The sequence below is a fragment of the Ekhidna sp. genome, assembly GCF_040220215.1.
In the GTDB taxonomy this organism is placed as follows: Bacteria; Bacteroidota; Bacteroidia; order Cytophagales; family Cyclobacteriaceae; genus Ekhidna.
Genome location: NZ_JAVJTR010000016.1, coordinates 510667 through 533475, shown reverse-complemented (window position 1 = coordinate 533475; position 22809 = coordinate 510667). Strand labels below are relative to the sequence as shown.

The 22809-nt window shown below is 39.8% G+C and carries 24 protein-coding genes and 4 tRNA genes; 7 read left to right on the top strand and 21 right to left on the bottom strand.

Translation table 11 applies throughout. The features are described 5' to 3' along the window. Positions 1–6: 6 nt before the first annotated feature. From rpoB to RIC88_RS10960, 12 genes are all read right to left on the bottom strand, one after another. Positions 7–3876, bottom strand: a complete 3870-nt coding sequence (gene rpoB, locus RIC88_RS11015; RefSeq protein ID WP_350217591.1) for a DNA-directed RNA polymerase subunit beta — start codon at positions 3874–3876, stop codon at positions 7–9. Positions 3877–4011: 135 nt separating this feature from the next. Next, entirely contained in the window at positions 4012–4392 is a 381-nt protein-coding gene (rplL, locus tag RIC88_RS11010; protein WP_348283884.1) for a 50S ribosomal protein L7/L12, read from the bottom strand. Between the two features lie 31 nt (positions 4393–4423). Beyond that, positions 4424–4954: a 50S ribosomal protein L10 gene (gene rplJ / locus RIC88_RS11005; protein WP_350217590.1), complete on the bottom strand. Its 531-nt coding sequence runs from the start codon at positions 4952–4954 to the stop codon at positions 4424–4426. Between the two features lie 6 nt (positions 4955–4960). Further along, on the bottom strand, positions 4961–5659 hold the full coding sequence (gene rplA / locus RIC88_RS11000) for a 50S ribosomal protein L1 (RefSeq protein WP_350217589.1): 699 nt from the start codon (positions 5657–5659) through the stop codon (positions 4961–4963). 9 nt (positions 5660–5668) lie between these two features. Beyond that, positions 5669–6112 (bottom strand): 50S ribosomal protein L11, encoded by a 444-nt coding sequence (gene rplK, locus RIC88_RS10995; RefSeq protein WP_350217588.1) that lies wholly within the window; start codon positions 6110–6112, stop codon positions 5669–5671. A gap of 11 nt (positions 6113–6123) precedes the next feature. Continuing rightward, positions 6124–6687, bottom strand: coding sequence for a transcription termination/antitermination protein NusG (gene nusG / locus RIC88_RS10990; RefSeq protein ID WP_350217587.1), 564 nt, complete (start codon positions 6685–6687; stop codon positions 6124–6126). Positions 6688–6702: 15 nt separating this feature from the next. Then, positions 6703–6894, bottom strand: coding sequence for a preprotein translocase subunit SecE (gene secE / locus RIC88_RS10985; protein ID WP_350217586.1), 192 nt, complete (start codon positions 6892–6894; stop codon positions 6703–6705). A gap of 18 nt (positions 6895–6912) precedes the next feature. Continuing rightward, positions 6913–6985: transfer RNA gene (locus RIC88_RS10980), tRNA-Trp, on the bottom strand. A 96-nt stretch (positions 6986–7081) separates the two neighbouring features. Continuing rightward, positions 7082–8269 (bottom strand): elongation factor Tu, encoded by a 1188-nt coding sequence (tuf, locus tag RIC88_RS10975; protein WP_350217585.1) that lies wholly within the window; start codon positions 8267–8269, stop codon positions 7082–7084. Between the two features lie 68 nt (positions 8270–8337). Continuing rightward, positions 8338–8409, bottom strand: a tRNA-Thr gene (locus RIC88_RS10970). Between the two features lie 76 nt (positions 8410–8485). Further along, positions 8486–8558: transfer RNA gene (locus RIC88_RS10965), tRNA-Gly, on the bottom strand. Positions 8559–8637: 79 nt separating this feature from the next. Next, positions 8638–8720 (bottom strand) — tRNA-Tyr (locus RIC88_RS10960). 156 nt (positions 8721–8876) lie between these two features. On the opposite strand from RIC88_RS10960, the gene RIC88_RS10955 reads away from it, so the two are divergent. The 3 genes from RIC88_RS10955 (at position 8877) to frr (ending at position 10716) form a co-directional block, all read left to right on the top strand. Then, positions 8877–9371 carry an acyl-CoA carboxylase biotin carboxyl carrier protein subunit gene (locus RIC88_RS10955; protein WP_350217584.1) on the top strand — a complete coding sequence of 165 codons (495 nt, stop codon included), beginning with the start codon at positions 8877–8879 and terminating at the stop codon, positions 9369–9371. Between the two features lie 65 nt (positions 9372–9436). Continuing rightward, the gene (gene pyrH, locus RIC88_RS10950) at positions 9437–10141 is read left to right on the top strand and encodes a UMP kinase (RefSeq protein WP_350217583.1); all 705 of its coding nucleotides are present in this window, start codon (positions 9437–9439) and stop codon (positions 10139–10141) included. A gap of 20 nt (positions 10142–10161) precedes the next feature. Continuing rightward, positions 10162–10716, top strand: coding sequence for a ribosome recycling factor (gene frr, locus RIC88_RS10945; protein ID WP_350217582.1), 555 nt, complete (start codon positions 10162–10164; stop codon positions 10714–10716). On the opposite strand, the gene nadD is transcribed toward frr, so the two are convergent. From nadD to RIC88_RS10915, 6 genes are all read right to left on the bottom strand, one after another. Continuing rightward, positions 10713–11291, bottom strand: a complete 579-nt coding sequence (gene nadD / locus RIC88_RS10940; protein WP_350217581.1) for a nicotinate (nicotinamide) nucleotide adenylyltransferase — start codon at positions 11289–11291, stop codon at positions 10713–10715. The two genes, frr and nadD, sit on opposite strands and share 4 nt — an antisense overlap. Continuing rightward, complete coding sequence (gene gmk, locus RIC88_RS10935) at positions 11291–11857, bottom strand: guanylate kinase (protein WP_350217580.1); 567 nt, start codon at positions 11855–11857, stop codon at positions 11291–11293. The genes nadD and gmk overlap by 1 nt, the downstream gene beginning before the upstream one ends. Before the next feature lie 56 nt (positions 11858–11913). Further along, complete coding sequence (locus RIC88_RS10930; protein WP_350217579.1) at positions 11914–12099, bottom strand: anti-sigma factor; 186 nt, start codon at positions 12097–12099, stop codon at positions 11914–11916. A gap of 123 nt (positions 12100–12222) precedes the next feature. Further along, on the bottom strand, positions 12223–12813 hold the full coding sequence (locus tag RIC88_RS10925; RefSeq protein ID WP_350217578.1) for a sigma-70 family RNA polymerase sigma factor: 591 nt from the start codon (positions 12811–12813) through the stop codon (positions 12223–12225). A gap of 268 nt (positions 12814–13081) precedes the next feature. Next, positions 13082–14389 (bottom strand): adenosylhomocysteinase, encoded by a 1308-nt coding sequence (gene ahcY, locus RIC88_RS10920; protein ID WP_502880002.1) that lies wholly within the window; start codon positions 14387–14389, stop codon positions 13082–13084. Between the two features lie 92 nt (positions 14390–14481). Continuing rightward, positions 14482–15240, bottom strand: coding sequence for a biotin--[acetyl-CoA-carboxylase] ligase (locus RIC88_RS10915; protein ID WP_350217577.1), 759 nt, complete (start codon positions 15238–15240; stop codon positions 14482–14484). 44 nt (positions 15241–15284) lie between these two features. Here RIC88_RS10915 and rsfS point away from each other — a divergent pair, with 44 nt between their 5' ends. Genes rsfS through RIC88_RS10895 form a run of 4 tightly spaced genes read left to right on the top strand, consistent with a single transcriptional unit; the run spans position 15285 to position 19334 of the window. Further along, positions 15285–15662, top strand: coding sequence for a ribosome silencing factor (rsfS, locus tag RIC88_RS10910; RefSeq protein WP_350217576.1), 378 nt, complete (start codon positions 15285–15287; stop codon positions 15660–15662). A gap of 57 nt (positions 15663–15719) precedes the next feature. Next, positions 15720–17783 (top strand): ATP-dependent zinc metalloprotease FtsH, encoded by a 2064-nt coding sequence (gene ftsH / locus RIC88_RS10905; RefSeq protein ID WP_350217575.1) that lies wholly within the window; start codon positions 15720–15722, stop codon positions 17781–17783. 2 nt (positions 17784–17785) lie between these two features. After that, entirely contained in the window at positions 17786–18568 is a 783-nt protein-coding gene (locus RIC88_RS10900) for a UDP-2,3-diacylglucosamine diphosphatase (protein WP_350217574.1), read from the top strand. After that, on the top strand, positions 18531–19334 hold the full coding sequence (locus RIC88_RS10895; RefSeq protein ID WP_350217573.1) for a hypothetical protein: 804 nt from the start codon (positions 18531–18533) through the stop codon (positions 19332–19334). The genes RIC88_RS10900 and RIC88_RS10895 overlap by 38 nt, the downstream gene beginning before the upstream one ends. Positions 19335–19348: 14 nt before the next feature. Here RIC88_RS10895 and RIC88_RS10890 read toward each other — a convergent pair whose 3' ends face one another. The 3 genes from RIC88_RS10890 to RIC88_RS10880 form a co-directional block, all read right to left on the bottom strand. Further along, positions 19349–20686, bottom strand: a complete 1338-nt coding sequence (locus RIC88_RS10890; protein WP_350217572.1) for a TolC family protein — start codon at positions 20684–20686, stop codon at positions 19349–19351. Positions 20687–20783: 97 nt separating this feature from the next. Beyond that, positions 20784–21494 carry an ABC transporter ATP-binding protein gene (locus RIC88_RS10885; protein WP_350217571.1) on the bottom strand — a complete coding sequence of 237 codons (711 nt, stop codon included), beginning with the start codon at positions 21492–21494 and terminating at the stop codon, positions 20784–20786. A 57-nt stretch (positions 21495–21551) separates the two neighbouring features. Beyond that, positions 21552–22799 (bottom strand): efflux RND transporter periplasmic adaptor subunit, encoded by a 1248-nt coding sequence (locus RIC88_RS10880; RefSeq protein WP_350217570.1) that lies wholly within the window; start codon positions 22797–22799, stop codon positions 21552–21554. Positions 22800–22809 lie beyond the last annotated feature (10 nt).

The window sequence follows — 22809 nt, the reverse complement described above, 5'->3', positions numbered from 1 at the left end:
AATTAATTAGTCCAAAGTAATTTCAAGAGCCAATCCTCTCAATTCATGTATCAATACATTGAATGATTCCGGAATGTTCGGCTTATTCATGTTCTCGCCTTTCACGATCGCTTCATAAGCTTTAGCTCTACCAATTACATCATCAGATTTGATGGTGAGGATTTCCTGAAGAACGTTGGCTGCACCAAATGCCTCCAATGCCCATACCTCCATCTCTCCAAAACGTTGACCTCCAAACTGTGCCTTACCACCAAGCGGCTGCTGAGTAATAAGTGAGTATGGTCCTATACTTCTTGCGTGCATTTTGTCATCCACCAAGTGACCCAGTTTCAGCATGTAAATCACACCAACAGTCACCGGCTGATCAAATCGCTCGCCAGAAAGTCCATCATATAGATAGGTTCTACCGAAATTCGGAAGGCCTGCTTCTTTCAGCTCATTCTGTACTTCTTCTTCAGTAGCACCATCAAAAATTGGAGTCGCATATTTTCTGTCCAGCTTCAATCCTGCCCATCCAAGAACAGTCTCATAAATCTGACCGATGTTCATCCTTGATGGTACACCAAGAGGATTCAATACGATATCCACTGGAGTTCCATCCTCCATGAACGGCATATCTTCCTCACGCACAATCTTCGCTACAACCCCTTTGTTACCGTGACGTCCTGCCATCTTATCACCCACTTGAAGTTTACGTTTCTTAGCAACATAAACTTTAGCAAGCTGAACAATACCTGCAGGCAGCTCATCTCCAACTTCAAGCGTAAAACGCTCTCTTTTGAAATGACCTGAGATATCATTTCGGTAACCCATGAAATTTTTGACTAGCTTAAATACCAGCTCATTGGTCTTTTCGTCTGTTACCCAGTTTTCAATAATCAAATCAGAGATCAGATTCGCCTCTTCAGGAACGTTGTAATTACTCTCGTCTCTGTATTTGTTCTTTGGTGGGAACAAGTTCGCTTCGATGTTCTTCCTCGTGAACTTGGTTCCCTTACTCATCACTTCTTCACCAAACTTATGTTTGATTCCCTGGCATGTTTTGCCTTCAAGAAGCTGTGTGATTTTATCAATCATAGTCGCTCGCGCTTCCGAAAGTTGCTGACTATACCTGTTTTTAAGCAGTTCAACTTCTTTCTTAGCTCTCGCTCTTACGTCTTTATCTTTCTTAGGTCTGGAGAAAAGCTTGGTGTCAATAACCACACCTTTCAGAGATGGAGACGCCTTCAATGAAGCATCTTTTACATCACCAGCTTTATCACCGAAGATTGCTCTCAATAATTTTTCTTCCGGAGTTGGATCTGACTCTCCTTTAGGAGTAATCTTTCCGATAAGGATATCTCCTTCTTTAATCTCAGCACCTGTTCGGATAATTCCGTTTTCGTCAAGATTTTTAACTGCCTCTTCAGAAACGTTTGGAATCTCGCTAGTTAGCTCCTCTTCACCACGCTTTGTATCTCTTACTTCAAGCTCAAATTCATCGATATGAATAGAGGTGAAGATATCTTCTCTCACTACTCTTTCTGAGATTACAATCGCATCCTCGAAGTTGTATCCTTGCCAAGGCATGAAGGCAACCTGCATGTTAATACCTAGTGCAAGCTCTCCTTTCTCCGTCGCAAATCCATCACATAATGCTTGTCCCTGCTTCACTTTATCACCCTTCTGTACGATTGGCTTCAAGTTGATACAAGTGTCCTGATTCGTTCTTCTGAACTTAACCAGATCATAAGTCACCACTGAATCATTGAAAGTGATAATCTGCTCATCAGAATCAAGCGTATACTTTACTGTAATCTTAGTAGCGTCTACATATTCAATTACTCCGTCTCTCTCTGCTCTGATCAATGCTCTTGAGTCAAGTGCTACTCGCTCCTCAAGACCAGTTCCTACGATTGGAGCCTGTGGTCTCATCAATGGTACTGCCTGACGCTGCATGTTTGATCCCATCAATGCCCTATTCGCATCATCGTGCTCAAGGAATGGAATCATAGAGGCTGCAACAGACACAATCTGGTTTGGAGCTACGTCCATGTAACTCACTTCTTCTTCACTACAAAGTGGGAAGTCACCTTCAAATCGAGCCTTAATTTTCTCATTCAAGAATTTACCCTTGTCAGACAATGGCGCATTAGCTTGTGCAATGTTGTGGGTATCTTCTTCTTCTGCTGTCAGGTACTTTACATTTCCTGACATATCTACAGTACCTTTTGCTACTTCTCTATATGGTGTTTCAATGAAACCCATTTGGTTCACTTTAGCGTGAACACAAAGTGAAGAAATCAAACCAATGTTTGGTCCCTCTGGTGTCTCAATGGTACAAAGTCTACCATAGTGAGTGTAGTGAACATCTCGAACCTCGAAACCGGCTCTTTCTCTTGAAAGACCGCCTGGTCCTAAGGCAGACATTCTTCTTTTATGTGTTACCTCGGCAAGTGGATTCGTTTGATCCATGAACTGAGATAGCTGATTTGTTCCGAAGAATGAGTTGATCACAGAAGACAATGTTCTAGCGTTGATCAAATCAACCGGCTTGAAATCCTCATTGTCACGGACGTTCATTCTTTCTCGGATGGTTCTTGCCATTCTGGCCAAACCAACACCGAACTGAGAATAAAGCTGCTCACCAACTGTTCTTACCCTTCTGTTACTTAAGTGGTCAATATCATCGACCACAGCCTTACTATTGATTAGTCCAATTAGATATTTAACAATAAGGATGATATCCTCAGTTGTTAAAACTCTTCTATCCCAATCGGTATCAATACCTAATTTCTTATTGATTCTATATCGACCTACTTCCCCAAGATCATATCTCTTATCTGAGAAGAATAAGCTTGTGATAATATCACGCGCAGTTTGCTCATCAGGAGCCTCCGTATTTCTCAACTGACGATAAATCTGCTCAACTGCTTCTTTCTCTGAGTTTGAATTATCTTTTTGAAGGGTGTTATAAACGATGGAATATTCTGCAATATTCACATCTTTTCTATGAACGATGATCGACTTAGATCCTGAATCGATGATAGTCTGAATATCATCTTCAGTTATCATGCTATCACGCTCAAGAACAACTTCGTTTCTATCAATAGATACTACCTCACCGGTATCTTCATCCACGAAATCTTCTGTCCAGGTTCTTAATACCCTTGCAGCAAGTCTTCTATCGATAACTTTCTTAAGATCCTTCTCTGTTGCCTCAATCTCTTCAGATAAGCCGAAAAGGTCTAATATTTCTTTATCAGATCCATATCCAATAGATCTGAGAAGTGTGGTAATAGGAAACTTCTTCTTACGATCAATATATGCATACATCACGTTGTTTACGTCAGTTGCAAACTCGATCCATGACCCCTTGAATGGGATAATTCTGGCACTATAAAGAAGTGTTCCATTGGTGTGCTTGCTTTGAGCAAAGAACACACCCGGAGACCTGTGAAGTTGTGATACAATCACACGCTCCGCACCATTGATTACGAAAGAGCCCTTTTCGGTCATGTATGGGATGTTACCCAGAAATACCTCTTGCTCAATCGTTTCAAAATCTTCATTTTCTTCGTCATTACAAAGCAGACGAAGCTTTGCTTTTAATGGGACAGAATAAGTAAGTCCTCTTTCAATACACTCTTGGATGCTGTATTTTGGAGGGTCTACTGTATAGTCCACAAATTCCAATACGAAATTCTCTCGAGAATCCGTAATAGGAAAGTTTTCCATAAACACCTTGTAAAGGCCTTCGCCTTCTTTGTGTTCAGCCGGTGTATCCAGCTGGAAAAAGTCAACAAATGACTTTAATTGTACATCCAGAAAATCCGGATAATCAATAACTGATTTGATTGAAGAGAAATTGATTCTCGTGTTATTGTTGTTAGCCAAAGCTTACGGAGTTTTAGTTTATAAAAATTGAAAAAGACATTTTAGCTTTATATACAAACAGGAAAAGACCTGATCCCTGATCCCAAAAAAAAAATGGGAGGGAGCCAGGCCTAAACCTTAAGTATTATGTGCTAATTACTTTAATTCTACTTCAGCACCAGCTTCCTCAAGCTGCTTTTTCAATGCTTCCGCTTCGTCCTTAGCGATTCCTTCTTTCACTGCCTTAGGAGCACCATCAACAAGCTCTTTCGCTTCTTTAAGGCCTAGTCCAGTAAGTTCTTTCACTAACTTAACGATAGCAAGTTTTGCACCACCTGGAGACTTAAGGATCACGTCGAATGAAGATTTCTCTTCTTCCGCCCCACCTTCAGCTCCGCCACCACCGGCAACCATTACTGGTCCTGCAGCTGCAGCTGGCTCAATACCATATTCGTCTTTAAGGATGTTAGCTAGTTCGTTTACCTCTTTTACTGAAAGGTTAACTAATTGCTCTGCAAATTCTTTTAAATCCGCCATTTTATTAAGTGTTAATTCTGTTTAAAAATTTTTAATTCTCTCTTTCTGAAAGTGTTTTAACAATACCAGCAAGCTTGTGTTCCCCACTCTGAAGTAGAGTAAGAACATTCTTAGCAGGCGATTGCAGTAATGCGATGACATCTCCAATAAGCTCTTGCTTAGATTTCAAGCTAGCAAGTGCTCCTAGTTGATCTTCACCTATGAATAAATCCGAGTCTATGGAAGCAGCCTTGAATTTCGGTCTATCTTTAGAATCCTTTTTCTTGAATTCAGTGATAATCTTCGCAGGAGCATTGGCAATTTCGTTAACGAACATAATGCCAGATGTACCCTTCAACACTTCGTCTAAAGACGAAAAATCTCCATCTACATTCTCAAGGGCTTTCTTAATAAGCGTGTTTTTCACAAGCTTATATTCTACTCCTTTATTGAAGCACATTTCCCTGAACTTATTGATCTCAGCAACTGTGAGGCCTGAAGTGTCAGCTATATAGAAATGATCTGTTCCCTTAAACTTTTCAGTAAGGTCACTTATTAATTGTGCTTTGTCTTGTCGTGTCATAACTGTTTATATATTCGCTATGCTACTTTTATCAATTGCTATTCCACTGCTCATCGTTGATGATAGTGTGATCGACTTGAAGTACGTGCCTTTTGATGAGGCAGGCTTCAACTTTGATACGGTCTGAACCATCTCAGTAACATTATCTCTGATCTTATCAGCTTCAAATGATACTTTACCCACACTTGTGTGGATGATTCCAAACTTGTCAACTTTAAAGTCGATTTTACCAGCTTTCACTTCTTTTACTGCCTGTCCAATATCCATCGTCACTGTTCCAGACTTTGGATTAGGCATCAAACCTCTAGGTCCAAGAACCCGTCCGAGTTTACCTACTTGTGCCATTACAGTTGGCATAGTAATGATTACATCTATGTCTGTCCAACCCCCCTCGATCTTCTTCACATAATCATCCAATCCAACATGATCAGCACCAGCATCCTTTGCTTCTTGCTCTTTATCAGGTGTGCATAGCACCAATACTCTCACGTCTTTACCTACACCATGAGGTAACGACACCACTCCACGAACCATTTGGTCAGCTTTCTTTGGATCCACACCCAATCGGATGTCGATATCTACAGAAGAGTCAAACTTGGTGAAGGTGATTTCCTTCACAAGCTTTGCTGCTTCCTCCAAAGAATACTCTTTGCCAACTTCTAAAAGTTCCTGAGCTTTCTTTTGATTTTTTGTAAGCTTTCCCATTACCAAATATTAATTTGCCCAAGGGGCTTTACCTGAAATTTTCACACCCATGCTTCGTGCAGTACCAGCCACAACTCTCATTGCAGACTCAATACTGAAAGAGTTCAAATCCGGCATCTTAGTCTCAGCTATTGCTTTAACCTGATCCCATGTTACTGAACCTACTTTCACACGGTTTGGCTCGGAAGATCCTTTCTTCAACTTAGCTGCCTCCATCAATAGAGTTGCAGCCGGAGGTGTTTTAATTACAAAGTCAAAAGACTTATCTGCGTAAATTGTAACAACAACCGGAAGAAGCTGTCCTGGCTTATCCTGAGTTCTTGCATTAAATTGCTTACAGAAGTCCATGATATTCAGACCCTTAGCACCAAGTGCGGGTCCTACTGGTGGTGACGGATTTGCCGCCCCTCCTCGTATCTGTAATTTCAAATAGCCCGATATTTCTTTAGCCATTTTTTACCTTATTAATCTTCTTTTTCTACCTGTATATAATTTAATTCGACAGGTGTATTTCTGCCAAAAATCTTAACCGTAACATTAAGCTTCTTACGATCCTCAAATACCTCCTCTACTGTACCCGTGAAGCCACTAAAGGGACCGTCCATCACTTTCACACTCTCACCCACTATAAATGGGGTATCAAGCTTCTCTTCATATTCCTCAACCTCATCAACTTTACCGAGGATTCTATTCACCTCAGATTGCCTTAAAGGAATTGGATCTTTTGTTGTACTACTCCCGGTGGATCCTAGAAAGCCGATCACATTCGGAATTAGTTCTTTATTCGTAACCAGGTGTTGCACTTCACCATTGGAGAAGTCAGCTTGGATCAATACATATCCTGGAAAAAAATTTCTTTCTCTTACTCTTTTTTTGCCGTTACGCATCTCATATACTTTTTCCGAAGGAATAAGTACCTGAGGTATATATTCGGTCAATTCTTGTCGAACCACTTCATTCTCAATGGCTTCTTTGACTTTCTTTTCCTTGCCGCTAACGGCTCTTACGACGTACCACTTATACTCCATCCTATCCCGTACGTATTATAGTTCCTGATAAATAAACTCCATCAAATTTTCGAAGGCATAGTCTATCGCTCCTATCATAAGCGCAAAAATCAACGATGCTACTAGCACTAAAACGGCACTATTTTGCAAATCACCATACTTTGGCCAGGACACTTTATGTGTCAATTCATCGTATGAATCTTTGAAAAAATTGATAACTTTAGACATAATTTTCCTTCTTTTTAGCACGGGAGGAGGGACTCGAACCCCCAACCAATGGTTTTGGAGACCACTACTCTACCAATTGAGCTACACCCGTAAAAAACAAGCAGTCCCAAAAGGACTGCAAATTTAGAGTAATCAGTTTGTATAAACAAATCCCGAAAGCACTTGCGTGCTTCGGGATAACTATGTATTAATCAAGAATTTCAGTTACCTGACCAGAACCTACAGTTCGTCCACCTTCCCTAATTGCAAATCGCAATCCTTTTTCAAGTGCAACAGGGTTAATCAAGTTCACTTCGATAGTAACGTTATCACCTGGCATCACCATTTCTACGTTAGCTGGAAGCATGATCTCTCCAGTTACATCTGTAGTTCTCAAGTAGAACTGTGGTCTGTACTTGTTGAAGAATGGAGTGTGACGTCCGCCTTCTTCTTTTGAAAGAACGTACACCTCAGCATTGAACTTAGCGTGAGGAGTTACAGAACCTGGCTTACAGATAATCATTCCTCTTTTGATTTGATCTTTTTCAATACCTCTCAAAAGTAGACCTACGTTATCTCCAGCTTCACCTCTGTCTAGAATCTTACGGAACATCTCTACTCCAGTAATTGTAGACTTAAGTCCTTCAGCACCCATACCGATGATATCAACAGCATCTCCAGAGTTAATTACTCCTCTTTCGATTCTACCTGTAGCAACAGTACCTCGACCAGTAATTGAGAACACATCCTCAACCGGCATCAAGAAATCTTTATCAACAGCTCTTTCAGGAAGTGGAATGTACTCATCCACAGCCGTCATTAGCTCTTCAATTTTTTCTACCCACTTAGCATCGCCGTTAAGGCCACCAAGAGCAGAACCCTGAATTACAGGAATGTCATCACCCGGGAAATCATAATCAGAAAGAAGCTCTCTGATTTCCATTTCTACTAGCTCTAGAAGCTCAGGATCATCAACCAAGTCAACTTTGTTCATGAATACCACTAGAGCTGGTACACCTACCTGTCTTGAAAGAAGGATGTGCTCTCTAGTTTGTGGCATTGGTCCGTCAGTTGCAGCTACCACGATGATAGCTCCATCCATCTGAGCCGCTCCTGTTACCATGTTTTTTACATAATCCGCGTGACCAGGGCAATCAACGTGAGCATAGTGACGTTTTTCTGTCTGATACTCAATGTGTGAAGTATTAATGGTAATACCTCTTTCTTTCTCTTCGGGTGCGTTATCGATAGAAGAGAAGTCTTTAATATCTGCCAAACCTTTTCCAGCTAGTACAGCCGAAATAGCAGCAGTTAAAGTTGTTTTACCATGGTCAACGTGTCCGATTGTACCAATATTTACGTGTGGTTTCGAACGATCAAAGGTTTCTTTAGCCATGCTTGATAATCCTCGTTTGTTTAATTTATTGTTATTACTCTATTTTCTAATTCTAATCCTTGAATAAGAGCCAATGAGGGGATTTGAACCCCTGACCTCTTCCTTACCAAGGAAACGCTCTACCCCTGAGCTACATCGGCTAATTCTAAACTCCCTGAGTTCAGTAATTTGAACCAAAGAGCTCAAAGACTCCCGAAAATATTCTCGGAAGATTTGAGCGGGTGACGAGGCTCGAACCCGCGACCTACAGCTTGGAAGGCTGTCGCTCTACCAACTGAGCTACACCCGCTTGTTCATCGAAGCTTAGCGAAGATGAACTTGCTTGCTTGATGAAGGATCGTCTTCACTAAAGTTTCGAACGATCACAGTGGGGAGAGCAGGATTCGAACCTGCGAAGGAATACACCAACAGATTTACAGTCTGTCCTCGTTGGCCGCTTGAGTATCTCCCCTGATTATAATACTTTCAAGAACTACTTTTCCCAGATGCTTCCCAGAAAAAGGATTGCAAAAGTATATGGTTTTTTCAACTAATCAAATTTCATTTTTAGATAAAAAATCTAATTGAATCCATAATTTTGGACGAACAGAAAATAAACTCCATTTCCATGATAGAAGTACAGATCGATGATATCGAAAAAATTAGCGTTGAGAGTGATAAAGAAGGGATTCTTCTCAATAAGAAAAGATTTAATGGGGAGGTGGTGAAGATCAACGAAAACTCATATAAGGTTTTCAAATCAAATAAAATTTTTCGAGTGGATGTGGTAGATAGGGATGGGAAAAAAATGAAACTCAAAGTAAATGGTCAATTGCTTGATGTTTCTGTGACGGATCACATCGACCAAATTTTAGATCAGCTTGGAATGAACATGGTGGCCAGCACTGCTGTGAAAGATATTAAAGCTCCTATGCCGGGATCGATTATAGATGTAATAGTAACTGAAGGTGATGAAGTTAGTGAAGGCGACAAACTACTTGTGCTGGAAGCTATGAAAATGGAAAACGTCATAAAGTCTCCAGGTGAAGGAAAAGTGAGTAAAGTCCACATATCGGCGAAAGAGAATGTCGAAAAAAATCAAGTACTTATTTCTTTCGAATAATTCCGATTTCAATCCTTATATATTTGCACGATTTCATCCTTCAGACATATACATATCATTAACACATGACCTACAAACGAATACTATTAAAATTAAGTGGAGAAGCATTGATGGGAGAAAAACAGCATGGGATTGATTCCAATCGTTTGACCCAATACGCTGAAGAAATAAAAAAGGTCGTAAATGAAGGAATCGAAGTAGCCGTTGTGATAGGAGGCGGCAACATTTTCCGTGGCGTTGAAGCTGAAGCATCCGGTATTGATCGGGTGCAAGGTGACTATATGGGCATGCTGGCCACAGTGATAAATGCTATGGCTCTTCAAAGCATGTTTGAAAAACAAGGGATGTACACTCGTCTGATGGCCGGACTAAAAATGGAGCAAGTGTGTGAGCCTTTTATTAGGAGACGAGCAATCAGGCACCTAGAGAAAGGACGAGTTGTCATTTTCGGAGCTGGGATTGGTAATCCATATTTCACAACCGATTCAACAGCTAGTTTGCGTGCGATAGAAATTGAGGCTGATGTGGTCTTAAAAGGTACAAGGGTTGATGGTGTCTACACTGCTGATCCGGAAAAGGATCCTAATGCTGAACGCTATTCTAAAATTTCATTCCAAGAAGCCTATGAAAAAAACCTGAACATTATGGACATGACAGCCTTCACACTTTGCCAGGAAAACAACCTTCCTATCATTGTATTTGACATGAACAAGGAAGGTAATCTTCAAAAAATAGTAGCCGGGGAGGAAGTAGGGACACTTATTCATTGAAAAAATTATAATTTTCACCTATGGAAGAAATAGAAATATATCTTGACACAGCGAAAGAGATGATGGAAGGTGCTGTTTCTCACACGATTGCTGAGTTTTCAAAAATCAGAGCCGGGAAAGCCATGCCAAGCATGCTGGATGGAATAGAGGTAGAATATTACGGAACTATGACTCCCTTGAATCAAGTTGCTGGTGTGACTACTCCTGATGCTCGTACTTTGAGTGTGAAGCCATGGGAGAAGGGAATGCTTCAGGAAATTGAGCGTGCAATTATCAATAGCAATTTAGGCCTCAACCCACAGAATGACGGTGAGCAAATCCGCATAAACATACCTCCATTAACTGAGGAAAGAAGACTTCAACTTATGAAGCAAGTGAAATCGGAAGCAGAAAAAGGAAAAATCAGTATCCGTAATGCCAGAAAGGATACAAATGATTCTCTGAAAAAATTAGATGGCGTCTCTGAAGATTTGGTTAAGGGGGCTGAGGATGATGTTCAGAAGCTAACCGATAAATATACAGCCAAGATTGACTCTTTAGTGGAGAGCAAGGAAAAGGACATTATGACTGTTTAAGTTTTGAAAAAAGCCTTTGCTTTTATCAAAGCAGCTACCGGATCCGGCACCAAATACTTTATTGATTTTTCTTTTTTCACCAATTTTCGAATCAGGGTCGCAGAAATATCTACCTCAGGTGCATCTATCAAATGCACATTGATGTGTGATGAAAGTTCTGAAGGTTTTGAATTTGGTCTTGGGTAAACAATCAATCCAAAATGTTCCAGAATTTTATCATGGTTTTTCCATTTCGGAAATGAAGCCAGATTATCTTCTCCTATTATTAGTTTGAATTTCTTATCCGGATGTTTTTCCTGTAAGACAGTAAGCGTGTCAATCGTGTAGCTTGGTCTGGGCATACTGAACTCAACATCACTGGACCGAAATTGGTAATCATCTGCTATGGCGGCATTCACCATATCCAGCCTGTCAAATTCATGCAGCAGGTTCTTATTTTTCTTAAACGGATTTTGTGGACTTACAATAAACCATACCTCTTCTACACTAGTTGTTTCTTTCACCAGGTTGGCAATAATCATGTGCCCGGTGTGAATGGGGTTGAAAGAACCAAAAAATAGTCCAATTTCTTTCATTAACTTTTGATGAATTTCTTTACCAGACTCTCCGCATTATTAATAGCCACATCCAAATTTTCATTGAGCACCACTTCATCGAAGTGAGTTTCTTCTTTCATCTCCTCTGTGGCTTTACTTACCCGCATATTTAAAACTTCTTCATTTTCAGTACTCCTGGCTTGCAAACGCTCTCTCAGGACATCCTTCCCTTTGACTTTTACAAAAATGGAAATAGCTTTCTGACCTAGAATAGCCTTCAATTTTTTTCCTCCTTTAACATCCACATCAAAAATAACATGATTGCCTTCAGACCAAATACGTTCTACTTCGCTTTTGAGCGTACCATAAAAGGTGTTTGTGTAGACCTCCTCCCATTCCAGTAAATCTCCTGATTCTTGTTTGTTTTTAAATTCCTGAACGGATAGAAAATAATAATCTCTGCCATCTATTTCAGTCGGACGCTTAGGTCTCGTGGTAGCGGATATAGAGAATCGCAGACCTGGAATTCTGTCCAGCAAACTATGAACGATGGTAGTTTTGCCAGCACCGGATGGTGCAGAAAATATGATAGCCTTTCCCTCCATCCGGCGAATTTAAACCCGAATGACTCTAGGGACAATTATTTAGAGATGCTCTCGAGTTATGAAACGATCTTTTTTCTAATCTCATCAGCTAAAGCACTTGGCACGGCTTTATTATTCAACTTGGTTTTAAGTAGCTGTCTTATTTGCTTTTCCACATTATAGTGAGCAAAACAAACCATGCACTTCTCAATATGACCATAGAAAAATTCTTCCTGGTTAGGGGTGGCTTCATTATCCAGCATGAGGTTTAATATTCTCAAGCACTTATCAAAATCACTACAACCACAGTCGGGACAATCTGACATTTCAAGAATGTTGTTTTTGTGTTACGTATGGAATGGTGAGCGGGCTAAAAAAGTTCAATTTTAATTGTACCCCATTGAAAGAGCATAAGAGCCTAATTTTTCCCTAAGCAAGTTTCTTGCTCTGTGTAGTCTTGAACGCACAGTACCTATTGGAATATCCAAAATTTTGGCCATCTCTTCGTAAGTGAAGCCTTCAAGATCGCATAAGATAACTACCGTCCTAAAATCAACCGCTAAAGAATTTAAGGCATTGCTTATCTCATCACCAATCATATCCTTTGTTGTCTCCAAGCGGAGATCAACAGTCGCATTGCTTGGGGTATCTTCTGAATTATAGAATTGTTCTACCTCCTGATAATCAACTTTAGCAGGCTGTTTGCTTTTCTTTCGATAGTCGTTTATGAAACTGTTTTTCAGAATTCTGTAAAGCCACGCTTTTGCATTCGTTCCTTCTTGAAAGGAATTGATAAAGCGGAAAGCCTTCATGTATGTATCCTGCACCAAATCTTTTGCCTCATCTTCATCGAAAGTGAGACGATAAGCAAAATTATACATCGAGTCGATATGAGGCATGAATTCCCCATCGAAAACCTGTATTTTTTTGGCTTCTGAATATGATCTTTTTACTGGAGTATCTACTTGATTGGTCATTCTCTTCACATTTTTACGTGTATGTACATCAATATACGTGCCTGATTTAGATTTGTTCTAAATAAGTTCCTTCTTCTCAAAACTTCATACTATAGAACCTATTTATCCATCAATTGTTCAACAACTGACATTCAAATCAGCTACTATATAAAATACACCAAAAACCTGCCAAAAGCAAAAGGCTGCCAATGAGTCAGGAATACCCCTATAACAAAAAAGAGGATTCCCCATTTAAGAAGAATCCTCTCATATTTATAAATCTGTTCTATTAATATCTGTAATATTCAGGCTTGAATGGTCCTTCAACTTCCACTCCAATATAGTCTGCTTGATCTTTCGTTAATGAATCCAACTCAACGCCAATCTTAGCCAAATGCAATGCAGCTACTTTCTCATCCAAATGCTTAGGAAGCATATAAACCGCATTTTCATAGTTTTTATGATTTTGCCACAGTTCTAGCTGAGCCAATGTCTGATTAGTAAATGAATTGGACATTACGAATGATGGATGTCCTGTAGCACATCCAAGATTTACTAGTCTTCCCTCAGCAAGAACGATCACATCATTTCCATTGACATTATACAGATCGACTTGTGGCTTAATCTCCACATGAGTAGATCCGTAGGTTTTCTTTAACCATGCCATATCGATTTCATTATCGAAGTGACCGATGTTGCAGACAATCGCTTTGTCTTTCATCTTTTCGAAGTGCTCTCCTCTAATGATGTCTTTGTTACCTGTCGCGGTAACAATAATATCTGCTCTTGAAACAGCATCAGACATTTTCTTCACTTCATATCCATCCATAGCAGCCTGTAGCGCACATATTGGATCGATCTCTGTTACAATCACACGAACACCCGCTCCTCTTAAAGAAGCAGCTGAACCTTTTCCAACATCACCATATCCAGCTACCACAGCAACTTTTCCAGCTAGCATAATATCGGTTGCTCTTCTGATTGCATCAACGAGCGATTCCTTACATCCATATTTATTGTCAAACTTTGACTTGGTTACAGAATCATTCACGTTGATTGCAGGCATTGGAAGTGTTCCTTTCTTCATGCGCTCATAAAGTCTGTGAACACCTGTTGTTGTTTCTTCGGACAAGCCTCTGATATCATTTACTAATTCTGGATATCTGTCAAGCACCATATTAGTAAGGTCACCACCATCATCAAGGATCATGTTCAAAGGCTTACCATCTTTAAATGCAAATAGCGTTTGCTCAATACACCAATCGAACTCTTCATCGTTCATTCCCTTCCAGGCAAAAACAGGAACTCCGGCTTTAGCAATAGCTGCTGCGGCATGATCCTGAGTTGAGAAGATATTGCATGAAGACCATGTCACATCTGCGCCTAATTCAACCAATGTTTCAATTAGGACTGCTGTCTGAATAGTCATGTGAAGACATCCCGCAATCCGAGCTCCAGCCAATGGCTTACTTTTCCCATATTCCTCTCGCAGTGCCATCAAGCCAGGCATTTCAGCTTCAGCCAGCCCAATTTCCTTTCTACCCCAATCTGCCAGGGCAATGTCTTTAACCTTAAATTTTTCCGTAGTTACGCTCATTATTTAAATATTTCTTGTCTGATTTCTTTTTTCGGAGTGCAAAGATATAACCATCATTCATCTTTAAGGTTCCTATCATCAATCATAAATTGTCATCTGACAAACTCAACCTCTTTAATTCCGAATGATTTTAACTTGTCTTGCACATTGATTACTAGTCTTCCATAACTATCTATTCCAATAATTTCTCCGATAAATTCTTGCTCTGATGATTTAAATAACCTCTTCTCTCCACGCCACATCAGTAAAGCATGATATGCTGCTAGTACTTCATTCTTCCGATTGCTCTTAAGCTTCAGATACCATTTTTCAATATCTCTCAATAAGAAATCCATCACATCAAACTTATCATGCTCTATTTCAGTTTCAATCAAAAGTGAAGTTGCATTCGGTACATGAAAACCATTCTGATTCAGGTTTAATCCAATACCAACTACACATGACTCTAGTACACTTCCCCGTGTGTTGCTTTCTACAAGTACTCCAGAAATCTTCTTTTGATTCACATAAATGTCATTTGGCCACTTCAACTGGATTTGACCTGAAAAGTACTGCCCTAAGGTATCAACTATCGCTAGCCCTGCTATTAGATTTAAAAAGAATTGATCCTGAGGATTCAAAAACTTTGGAAGTAGCAGTATAGACATGAGAACATTTTTTCCTGGTTCTGCGACCCATACATTTCCTCGCTGACCTTTCCCTTTCTCTTGATGGTCAGTGTAGACCACAGTCCCTTCAGGAAGCTGCGATTTTTTGGTTAGCATCACCAACTCATCATTGGTTGAGTGACATTGTGGCAGGAAAACCACTTTTTTACCTAAGAATATGGGTTTGGCAAAGATTTTATGCAATAGAATTAATGTAAATTTGCGGCAAAATTAATTGTAAACTATTAGTGAATCAGAAAGTAAGTAAAGACGTCAGTTCGGAAATATTGAGTGAATGGGTTGTTGAGGGGATGTTGGATAAAAAAGCCATTGACGTTGTGGTGATGGATTTAAGGAAAGTGAAGCACGCAATAGCCGATTATTTTGTGATTTGCAGCGGAAATTCTGATACCCAAATTGACGCCATATCTGACTCAATTGAGGCTCAAATCCATAAAAACTCAAAACAGAACCCCTGGAAACGTGAGGGGCAGCAAAACAAAGAGTGGATATTATTGGATTATGTAGATGTGGTTGCCCACGTATTTAATAAAGAAAAGAGAACGTTTTACGGATTAGAGGAGTTATGGGGTGATGCGAAGGTTACCCATATTCAAGAGAACTAATAACTAGTCACCTCGTTAGCTAAACAGAAATTTTACTAGAAGAAGAATAAAAAGAGAATGCCCGATAAAAAAAGAAAAGATGCACCGAAACCAAGACCCGGATTCCAGGGTTGGCTCATCGGAGGATTACTAGCACTTGTTATAGGATTGACTATATTTTCCAATGACAGTGGTGCTGTTTCCACGACTTTCAGGTCGTTTGAGAAAATGGTTCGATCCAATGATGTGCAAAAAGTAGTGCTCGTTAAGAATCAAGATTTTATTGAGATCACCCTAAAACCTGAGGCATTAAGTAACACTAAATACAAAATCGAACTTGAGCAAAACCGCAGTATTCTGGATGCTGGTGGCGGTCCTCATTACAAAGTGGATATTGTCAGCTTAGAGAAGTTTGTTCGAGACTATGAAGAATTAATGGCAGACCTGCCTGAAGACCAGCGATTCGACTATGAAGTCGTTGAAAGAGGTGATTACACCAATATCTTCTTTAATTGGGGTTTCCTGATCCTCCTCATATTTGGCTTCTGGTTCCTGATGAGAAGAATGACTGGTGGCGGTGGTCCCGGTGGACAAATTTTCAATATTGGAAAATCAAGAGCTTCTCTATTCGATGCTGAAAATAAGGTAAAAATTACATTTTCTGATGCTGCTGGTCTAGAGGAAGCGAAAGAGGAAATCAAAGAAATTGTAGAATTCCTTAGAAACCCGGGCAAGTTCACCAAGCTTGGTGGTAAAATTCCAAAGGGTGCTTTACTAGTAGGCCCTCCGGGAACAGGTAAGACATTATTAGCAAAGGCTGTTGCAGGAGAAGCTGGCGTACCATTTTTCACACTTTCAGGATCTGATTTCGTGGAAATGTTTGTAGGTGTGGGTGCTGCCAGAGTAAGAGACCTGTTTAAGCAAGCCAAAGAAAAAGCTCCATGTATTGTCTTTATTGATGAGATTGATGCGATTGGCCGATCTCGTGGTAGAGGTCAGATGCCTGGCTCGAATGATGAACGTGAGAATACACTTAACTCCCTATTGGTTGAGATGGATGGGTTCTCTACCGATGCTGGAGTAATCATTTTGGCAGCAACAAATAGACCGGATGTTCTGGATTCTGCTCTTTTAAGACCTGGTCGATTTGATAGACAAATAAGCATTGACAAACCTGACATAGTTGGAAGAGAAGCAATATTTAAGGTTCATATAAAACCAATCCAACTCTCAAAAGAAGTTGACACCAGAAAGTTGGCTGCACAAACACCAGGGTTTGCCGGAGCGGAAATTGCCAATGTATGTAATGAAGCTGCATTGATTGCTGCGCGAAAAGACAAAGCAAAAGTTGATATGGACGACTTCCATGATGCGATTGATCGCGTGATTGGAGGACTAGAGAAAAAGAATAAAATCATCTCGCCAGAAGAGAAGAAAATTGTAGCTTATCATGAGGCCGGGCACGCGGTAGCAGGCTGGTTCCTTGAGCACGCAGATCCATTGGTAAAGGTTAGCATCGTCCCAAGAGGCGTTGCTGCTCTAGGTTATGCGCAGTATTTACCAAAAGAGCAGTTTCTATATCAAACAGAGCAGCTATTTGATGAGATGTGTATGGCGCTGGGAGGCAGAGTTGCAGAGGATATCATCTTCGGAAAAATATCTACCGGAGCACTAAGTGATTTAGAAAGAATTACAAAACTAGCCTATAGCATCGTCTCTATATATGGCATGAATGATAAGATCGGAAATGTTTCATTCTATGATTCAAAACAGTCTGATTATAACTTTACTAAGCCGTATTCTGATGCTACAGCAGAGCTCATCGATAAAGAGGTAAAAGCACTTATAGATAAAGCTTACGCCAGAACCAAAGAGCTACTTCTTTCAAAAAAGAACGAGCTTGAAATATTAGCGAAGGAGTTGCTGAAACGTGAGATTATCTTCCAATCTGATCTCGAAGGATTGATTGGTAAGCGTCCGTTTAAAACCCCTACCACGTATGATGCTTTCACAAATGGATCTGATGACGATGCTGATGATAAAAAGAAGAAGAAAAAGTCAAAAGATCTGGACAAGGTAAAGAGTGATGTGAAAGAGGCCGTAGAAAAAGAAGAGTCCACCCCGGCTGAGAAGGATATTTAGCCATGGGGGTAAATCCTGAGCTTTTACGCTCTTTAAAGGAGCTACCTTCAGGCAAGAAAGTGTATTTCGCCAGTGACTTTCATCTAGGCGTGCCCAATGGCGATGAAAGCCTGACACGCGAAAAAAAAATAGTAAGATGGCTGGAGCATATATCTAACGATGCTGCAGCCATTTTTTTATTGGGGGACATTTTTGATTTCTGGTTTGAGTATAAAACCACGGTTCCCAAGGGTTTTATTCGTTTTCAAGGAAAACTTGCAGAACTACGCGAAAGAGGCATTCCAATTATTCTTTTTACAGGGAATCATGACTTATGGATGAAAGATTACTTTCCCCAAGAGTTAGATATTCCTATCATCAAAAATCCTATTACAATCCAGGTAAATGAAAAGAAGCTATTCATTGGGCATGGAGATGGCCTGGGATCAGGTGACACCTTCTACAAGGTAGTTAAAGCTATTTTCACCAATCCAATCTGTCAATGGTTTTTCAGGTGGTTGCATCCGGACATAGGAGTGAGACTGGCCAAGTACTGGAGTAAGAAAAGTCGCATTGATAGTGCAGATGAAAAATTTGAAGGGGAAGATGAGCGATTATGGAAATACTGCGAAATAGTGAATCAACAGGCACATCATGACTATTATGTGTTTGGTCATCGACACCTTGCACTTGAATTACCTGTTGCTGATAATTCCACATACTTTAATTTAGGCGAATGGGTAACTCAATGCAACTATCTGGAATTTGATGGCAAACAAGCAATTCTTAAAACTTTTAAAGATTAGTATCCTTTTTTTACCCTCTCTGATTTCGGCTCAGAATTGGGAAAAAATAAACGAATTCAATATAAAGAACGCCCCCACTTCCTATGCTGCTGATATTCAGGGTAATTTCTACTTGGGATTCGCTGATGGCAGTCTTGCTAAGTACAATTCCAGAGGAATTTTGCAAGAGAACTACTCTTTATCAAATGTATCCGCGATTAGCCTTATCGATGTTCAAAATAACCTAAAGCCCTTTCTGTTTTATTTCGATAATCAGCAGATAACAGTTTTAGATCGATTTTCTTCAGTGCCTAAAAACTATGACATTTCTGATTTAGGAGTTCAGTTTGGGATGATGGCGTGTCCATCCCCTGATGGAGATTTCTGGATGGTGGAAAACAATCCACAGCGGTTGAAGAAAATCAATCCGCTTAGAAAAGCTATCGTTCTGGAAGTTCAGATCTCAATTGGTGATTCTATTAAGAAAATACAGGCCTATCAGAATCTGCTTTTCATAGCAGATGAAATGGGTATCCATTTTTTTGATCAGTTCGGTGGCTTTTTAAGGTCGCATCTTATTCAAGGGCTATTAAACTTTCAAGTTAGGGACGGAATCCTTTTCGTTTATACCAATGAAGAACTGAGGGAATACAGTTTATCTAAAAGTGAGGTTTTAAACTCTGTAAAACTTCCTGAATTAAAGCCTGATGCTATTCTAAAGCTGAAAGACAACTCCCTTTTCATAAGGAATAAAAAACTGACCTTTTATCAGCTTAATGAAAATTAGAAAGATTTTCAATATTACTTTCCTCGATAAAGATCCAGGATTCGCTTACGAAGAACGATTGTGTACTTTGCATTGATTAACTGCGCCTCTGCCCTGTTCTTATTGTTAAGGCTTTCCTGATATGAGTAAAAATCCGTATTGCCCGTTTCAAATCGTTTTTTAATAAACTCGAATGTTGAATTTTGAGCTTCCAAATTCTCTTTTGCTGACTGGTAAGTTGTTTGAGCGTTGAGCATATCCAAATATGCTTGTTGAACAATATTTGTAACTGTATTTCTTGCTTGCTGATAGTCCAAGTCGGCATTTAACACCCCAACTTTTGCCATCTGGACATCTCTACTCGTTTGAAATCGATTGAAAATCGGAATGTTCAAAGAGAAATTCACATACTCAAATTGATTGAACTCCAGTTGATCAAAAAACTCTGCATCCGGTTCGAAAGCGCCAGTTTCAGGGTTTCTGGCACCATTTGAAGAATAGTTTGACCCAACTCGGCCAAAAGCTGCAATAGTCGGGAACCTATCGGCTGAAGTTCCTTTCATGGAATATTTTGCAGCGTCTCTATTTGATTCCGCTTGCATGATTGAAGGACTATATCCTAACGACTCAGACAAAACCTGATCGAATGGATCCAATTCTACTAGTAGTTGTTCTTCTGAAATATTCAGCGGTTGAATGTCATAATTATCTTTAGGGTCGAGTTGCATAGCTTGAATTAAAGCCAGCCGGTTTGTTGCAACAGTATTTTTCGCAGTGATTAAGTTTAGTTTTTCATTCGCTAATTGTGACCGCAAATTGTAAACGGCATCTAAGCTTCCAACACCAACAGAGACCCGTTTTTCCTCTCGGTCCAGCTGTTTTTCTAAAAGCTGTACACGGTCTTCGGCTATCTTTAAATTTTCCCTACTCAAAACTGCGTTGAGGTAAAAAGTCATAATATTAGCTCTAACATTTAGCTGAGCATTATCCACTCCGGCTTCAGCTGCTTTCTGTTCATTTATTCTTTGCTTAAGGTTGTACTGATTAGAGAAGCCATTGAAGATGGTTAGTGACGATGATAAGTTAGGATTTGAGCTATTAGTGGTCTCTGATACCTGACGTGCAGCATTTTGATCAAAAAAGTTTCCGAAGAAATAATCATAATTAATACCTGCGGTAAGAGTTGGAAAAAAATTCATTATCGATTGAAATCGATTAGCTCTGGCTATTATTTCATTGTTTCTTGACCTCCTCAGATCAATATTTTTTTCTAGCGCTACTGAAATACATTCCTCAAGAGTAAGTTCTCTCACTTCTTGAGAGGTGACAATAAAGCCAGTTGTTAATAAGATTCCGAAAATAAATTTCCGCATGTTATAAAGGTCTTTCAAGGTTTTCAAGATTACAGTTTTCCCGATCTATCTTTCAATGGATAGACCGGGTAACTGATAAGTGTAAATATGAAGAGAGTTACACTAAAGCTTCTTTTGCATTGATGTTTTCAGATACAATCTGACCATCAAACAGGTGAACTACTCGGTGCGAGTATTCCGCATCTACCGGAGAGTGAGTTACCATGATTACTGTAGTCCCAGCTTCATTCAGCTCAGTAAGCAAATTCATCACTTCTTGTCCGTTAGCAGAGTCAAGGTTACCAGTAGGCTCATCCGCAAGGATTAACTTAGGCTTAGCAACAACTGCTCTTGAAATAGCCACACGCTGCTGCTGACCACCTGAAAGTTGTTGTGGGAAATGATTTCTTCTGTGCATAATTTTCATATGCTCCATCACCTCTTCCACTCTTTTCTTTCTTTCTGCAGCAGAGTACTTCAAGTAGATCAATGGTAGCTCAATGTTTTCAAATACAGTAAGCTCATCAATCAAGTTGAAGCTCTGGAATACGAACCCAATATTCGCCTTTCTCAGGTCAGCTCGTTGACGCTCCTTGTATCCTGAGATTTCCTTGTCAGTAAAATGAAATTCTCCTTCAGAGGGGTTATCCAATAGTCCAATTATGTTGAGTAATGTCGATTTACCACATCCAGATGGACCCATGATGGCTACAAATTCGCCTTCTTTGATGGTCAGGTTCACACCAGCCAATGCGGTGGTTTCGATTTCATCCGTGTAGTAAAATTTCTTTAAATCTTTTGTTCGAATAAGTGCTTTAGCGTTTTCCATGATTTTATTGAGTTTAGTCTTTGGGTTCTATTTATATACTTTTTGTTTTCTATTTGGTTACTTGATGACAAGTATGTCCTTATCTTCATATCCTCTGTATGAAGAGACAACAACTTTTTCTCCAGGTTGCAATCCTTCGACAACTTCATAGTATCGTTGGTTTTGTCTACCCAGCCTGATGTCTCGTCTTACCGCCTCTGTTTCATCTTCATTCACTACGAAAATCCAGTTCCCGCCTGTAGTCTGATAAAAGCTTCCTCTTGGGATTTGAACTGCAGTTATGTTTTCACTTAGCTGAAGTCTAATCTGGAGTGTCTGACCTCTACGTATTCCATTTGGAATAGTGTCAAACGCCATGTCCACTTCAAACAAGCCATTGTTCACTTCAGGATACACTTTTGTAATCGCCAAACCGAAATCATTTCCGGCAAAAGTGAACGTGCCATTCAAGCCCGCATATATTCTAGATATATAATGTTCGTCAATAGTTGCACGAACCTTAAATCCATCTAGGTCATCTATCTGTCCGATGTTCTGTCCTGGAGCTATTGACTCCCCTACTTCAACATCTACGGTAGACAATCTTCCGTCTATTGGTGCCTTGATGTAAAGGTTATCAAGATTACGCTTGATCATCTCAAGGTTCTCCCTTGTTCGGTCCAACGTTACTTCTGTTTGCCTGATCTGAAGCCTCGCATTCAATGAATCGAACTTATTTGTCTCAATTTGAATCTTCCGGTTATCCTTTAATCTGTTAAACTCTCGCTTAAGGTTTAAGAATTCTTGTTCTGAAATAATGCTATCATCATAAAGTTTTTTTCCTCTTTCAAATGCATCTTTTGCTGCATCAATTTGATAATCCAATTGTAACAAGCTCCTTCTAAGCTCAAATTGGTTTCGCTGTAGCCCCAGTTTTGTGTTTTCAAGATTATTGACAAGAATAAAGGCCTGGGTTTCCTCTCTCACAAAACTTTGTAGGAGATCATTGTTCGCAAGTTCAAGAATGGTATCCCCTTTATCTACAAGGATCCCTCCATCATAATGCTTTCTTGAAACAACCCCACCTTCAATTGCATCCAGTCGAATGGTTTTGATTGGTAGCACATTACCATCTACCGGAATGAATTCCTGAAAGTCCCCTTCGTGCACCGTCGCAATATTGATTTTATTCCTTTCTACATTGAGTCTGGTTCCACCACCAGAGAGGAAAAAGTTGTAACCGATGAAAATGACAAGTAAAGCAGCTCCTGCGTATATCGCAATTTTCTTTACGGTCCACTTTTTCTTTTTAATCTTTCTGTCCATTGACAATTTG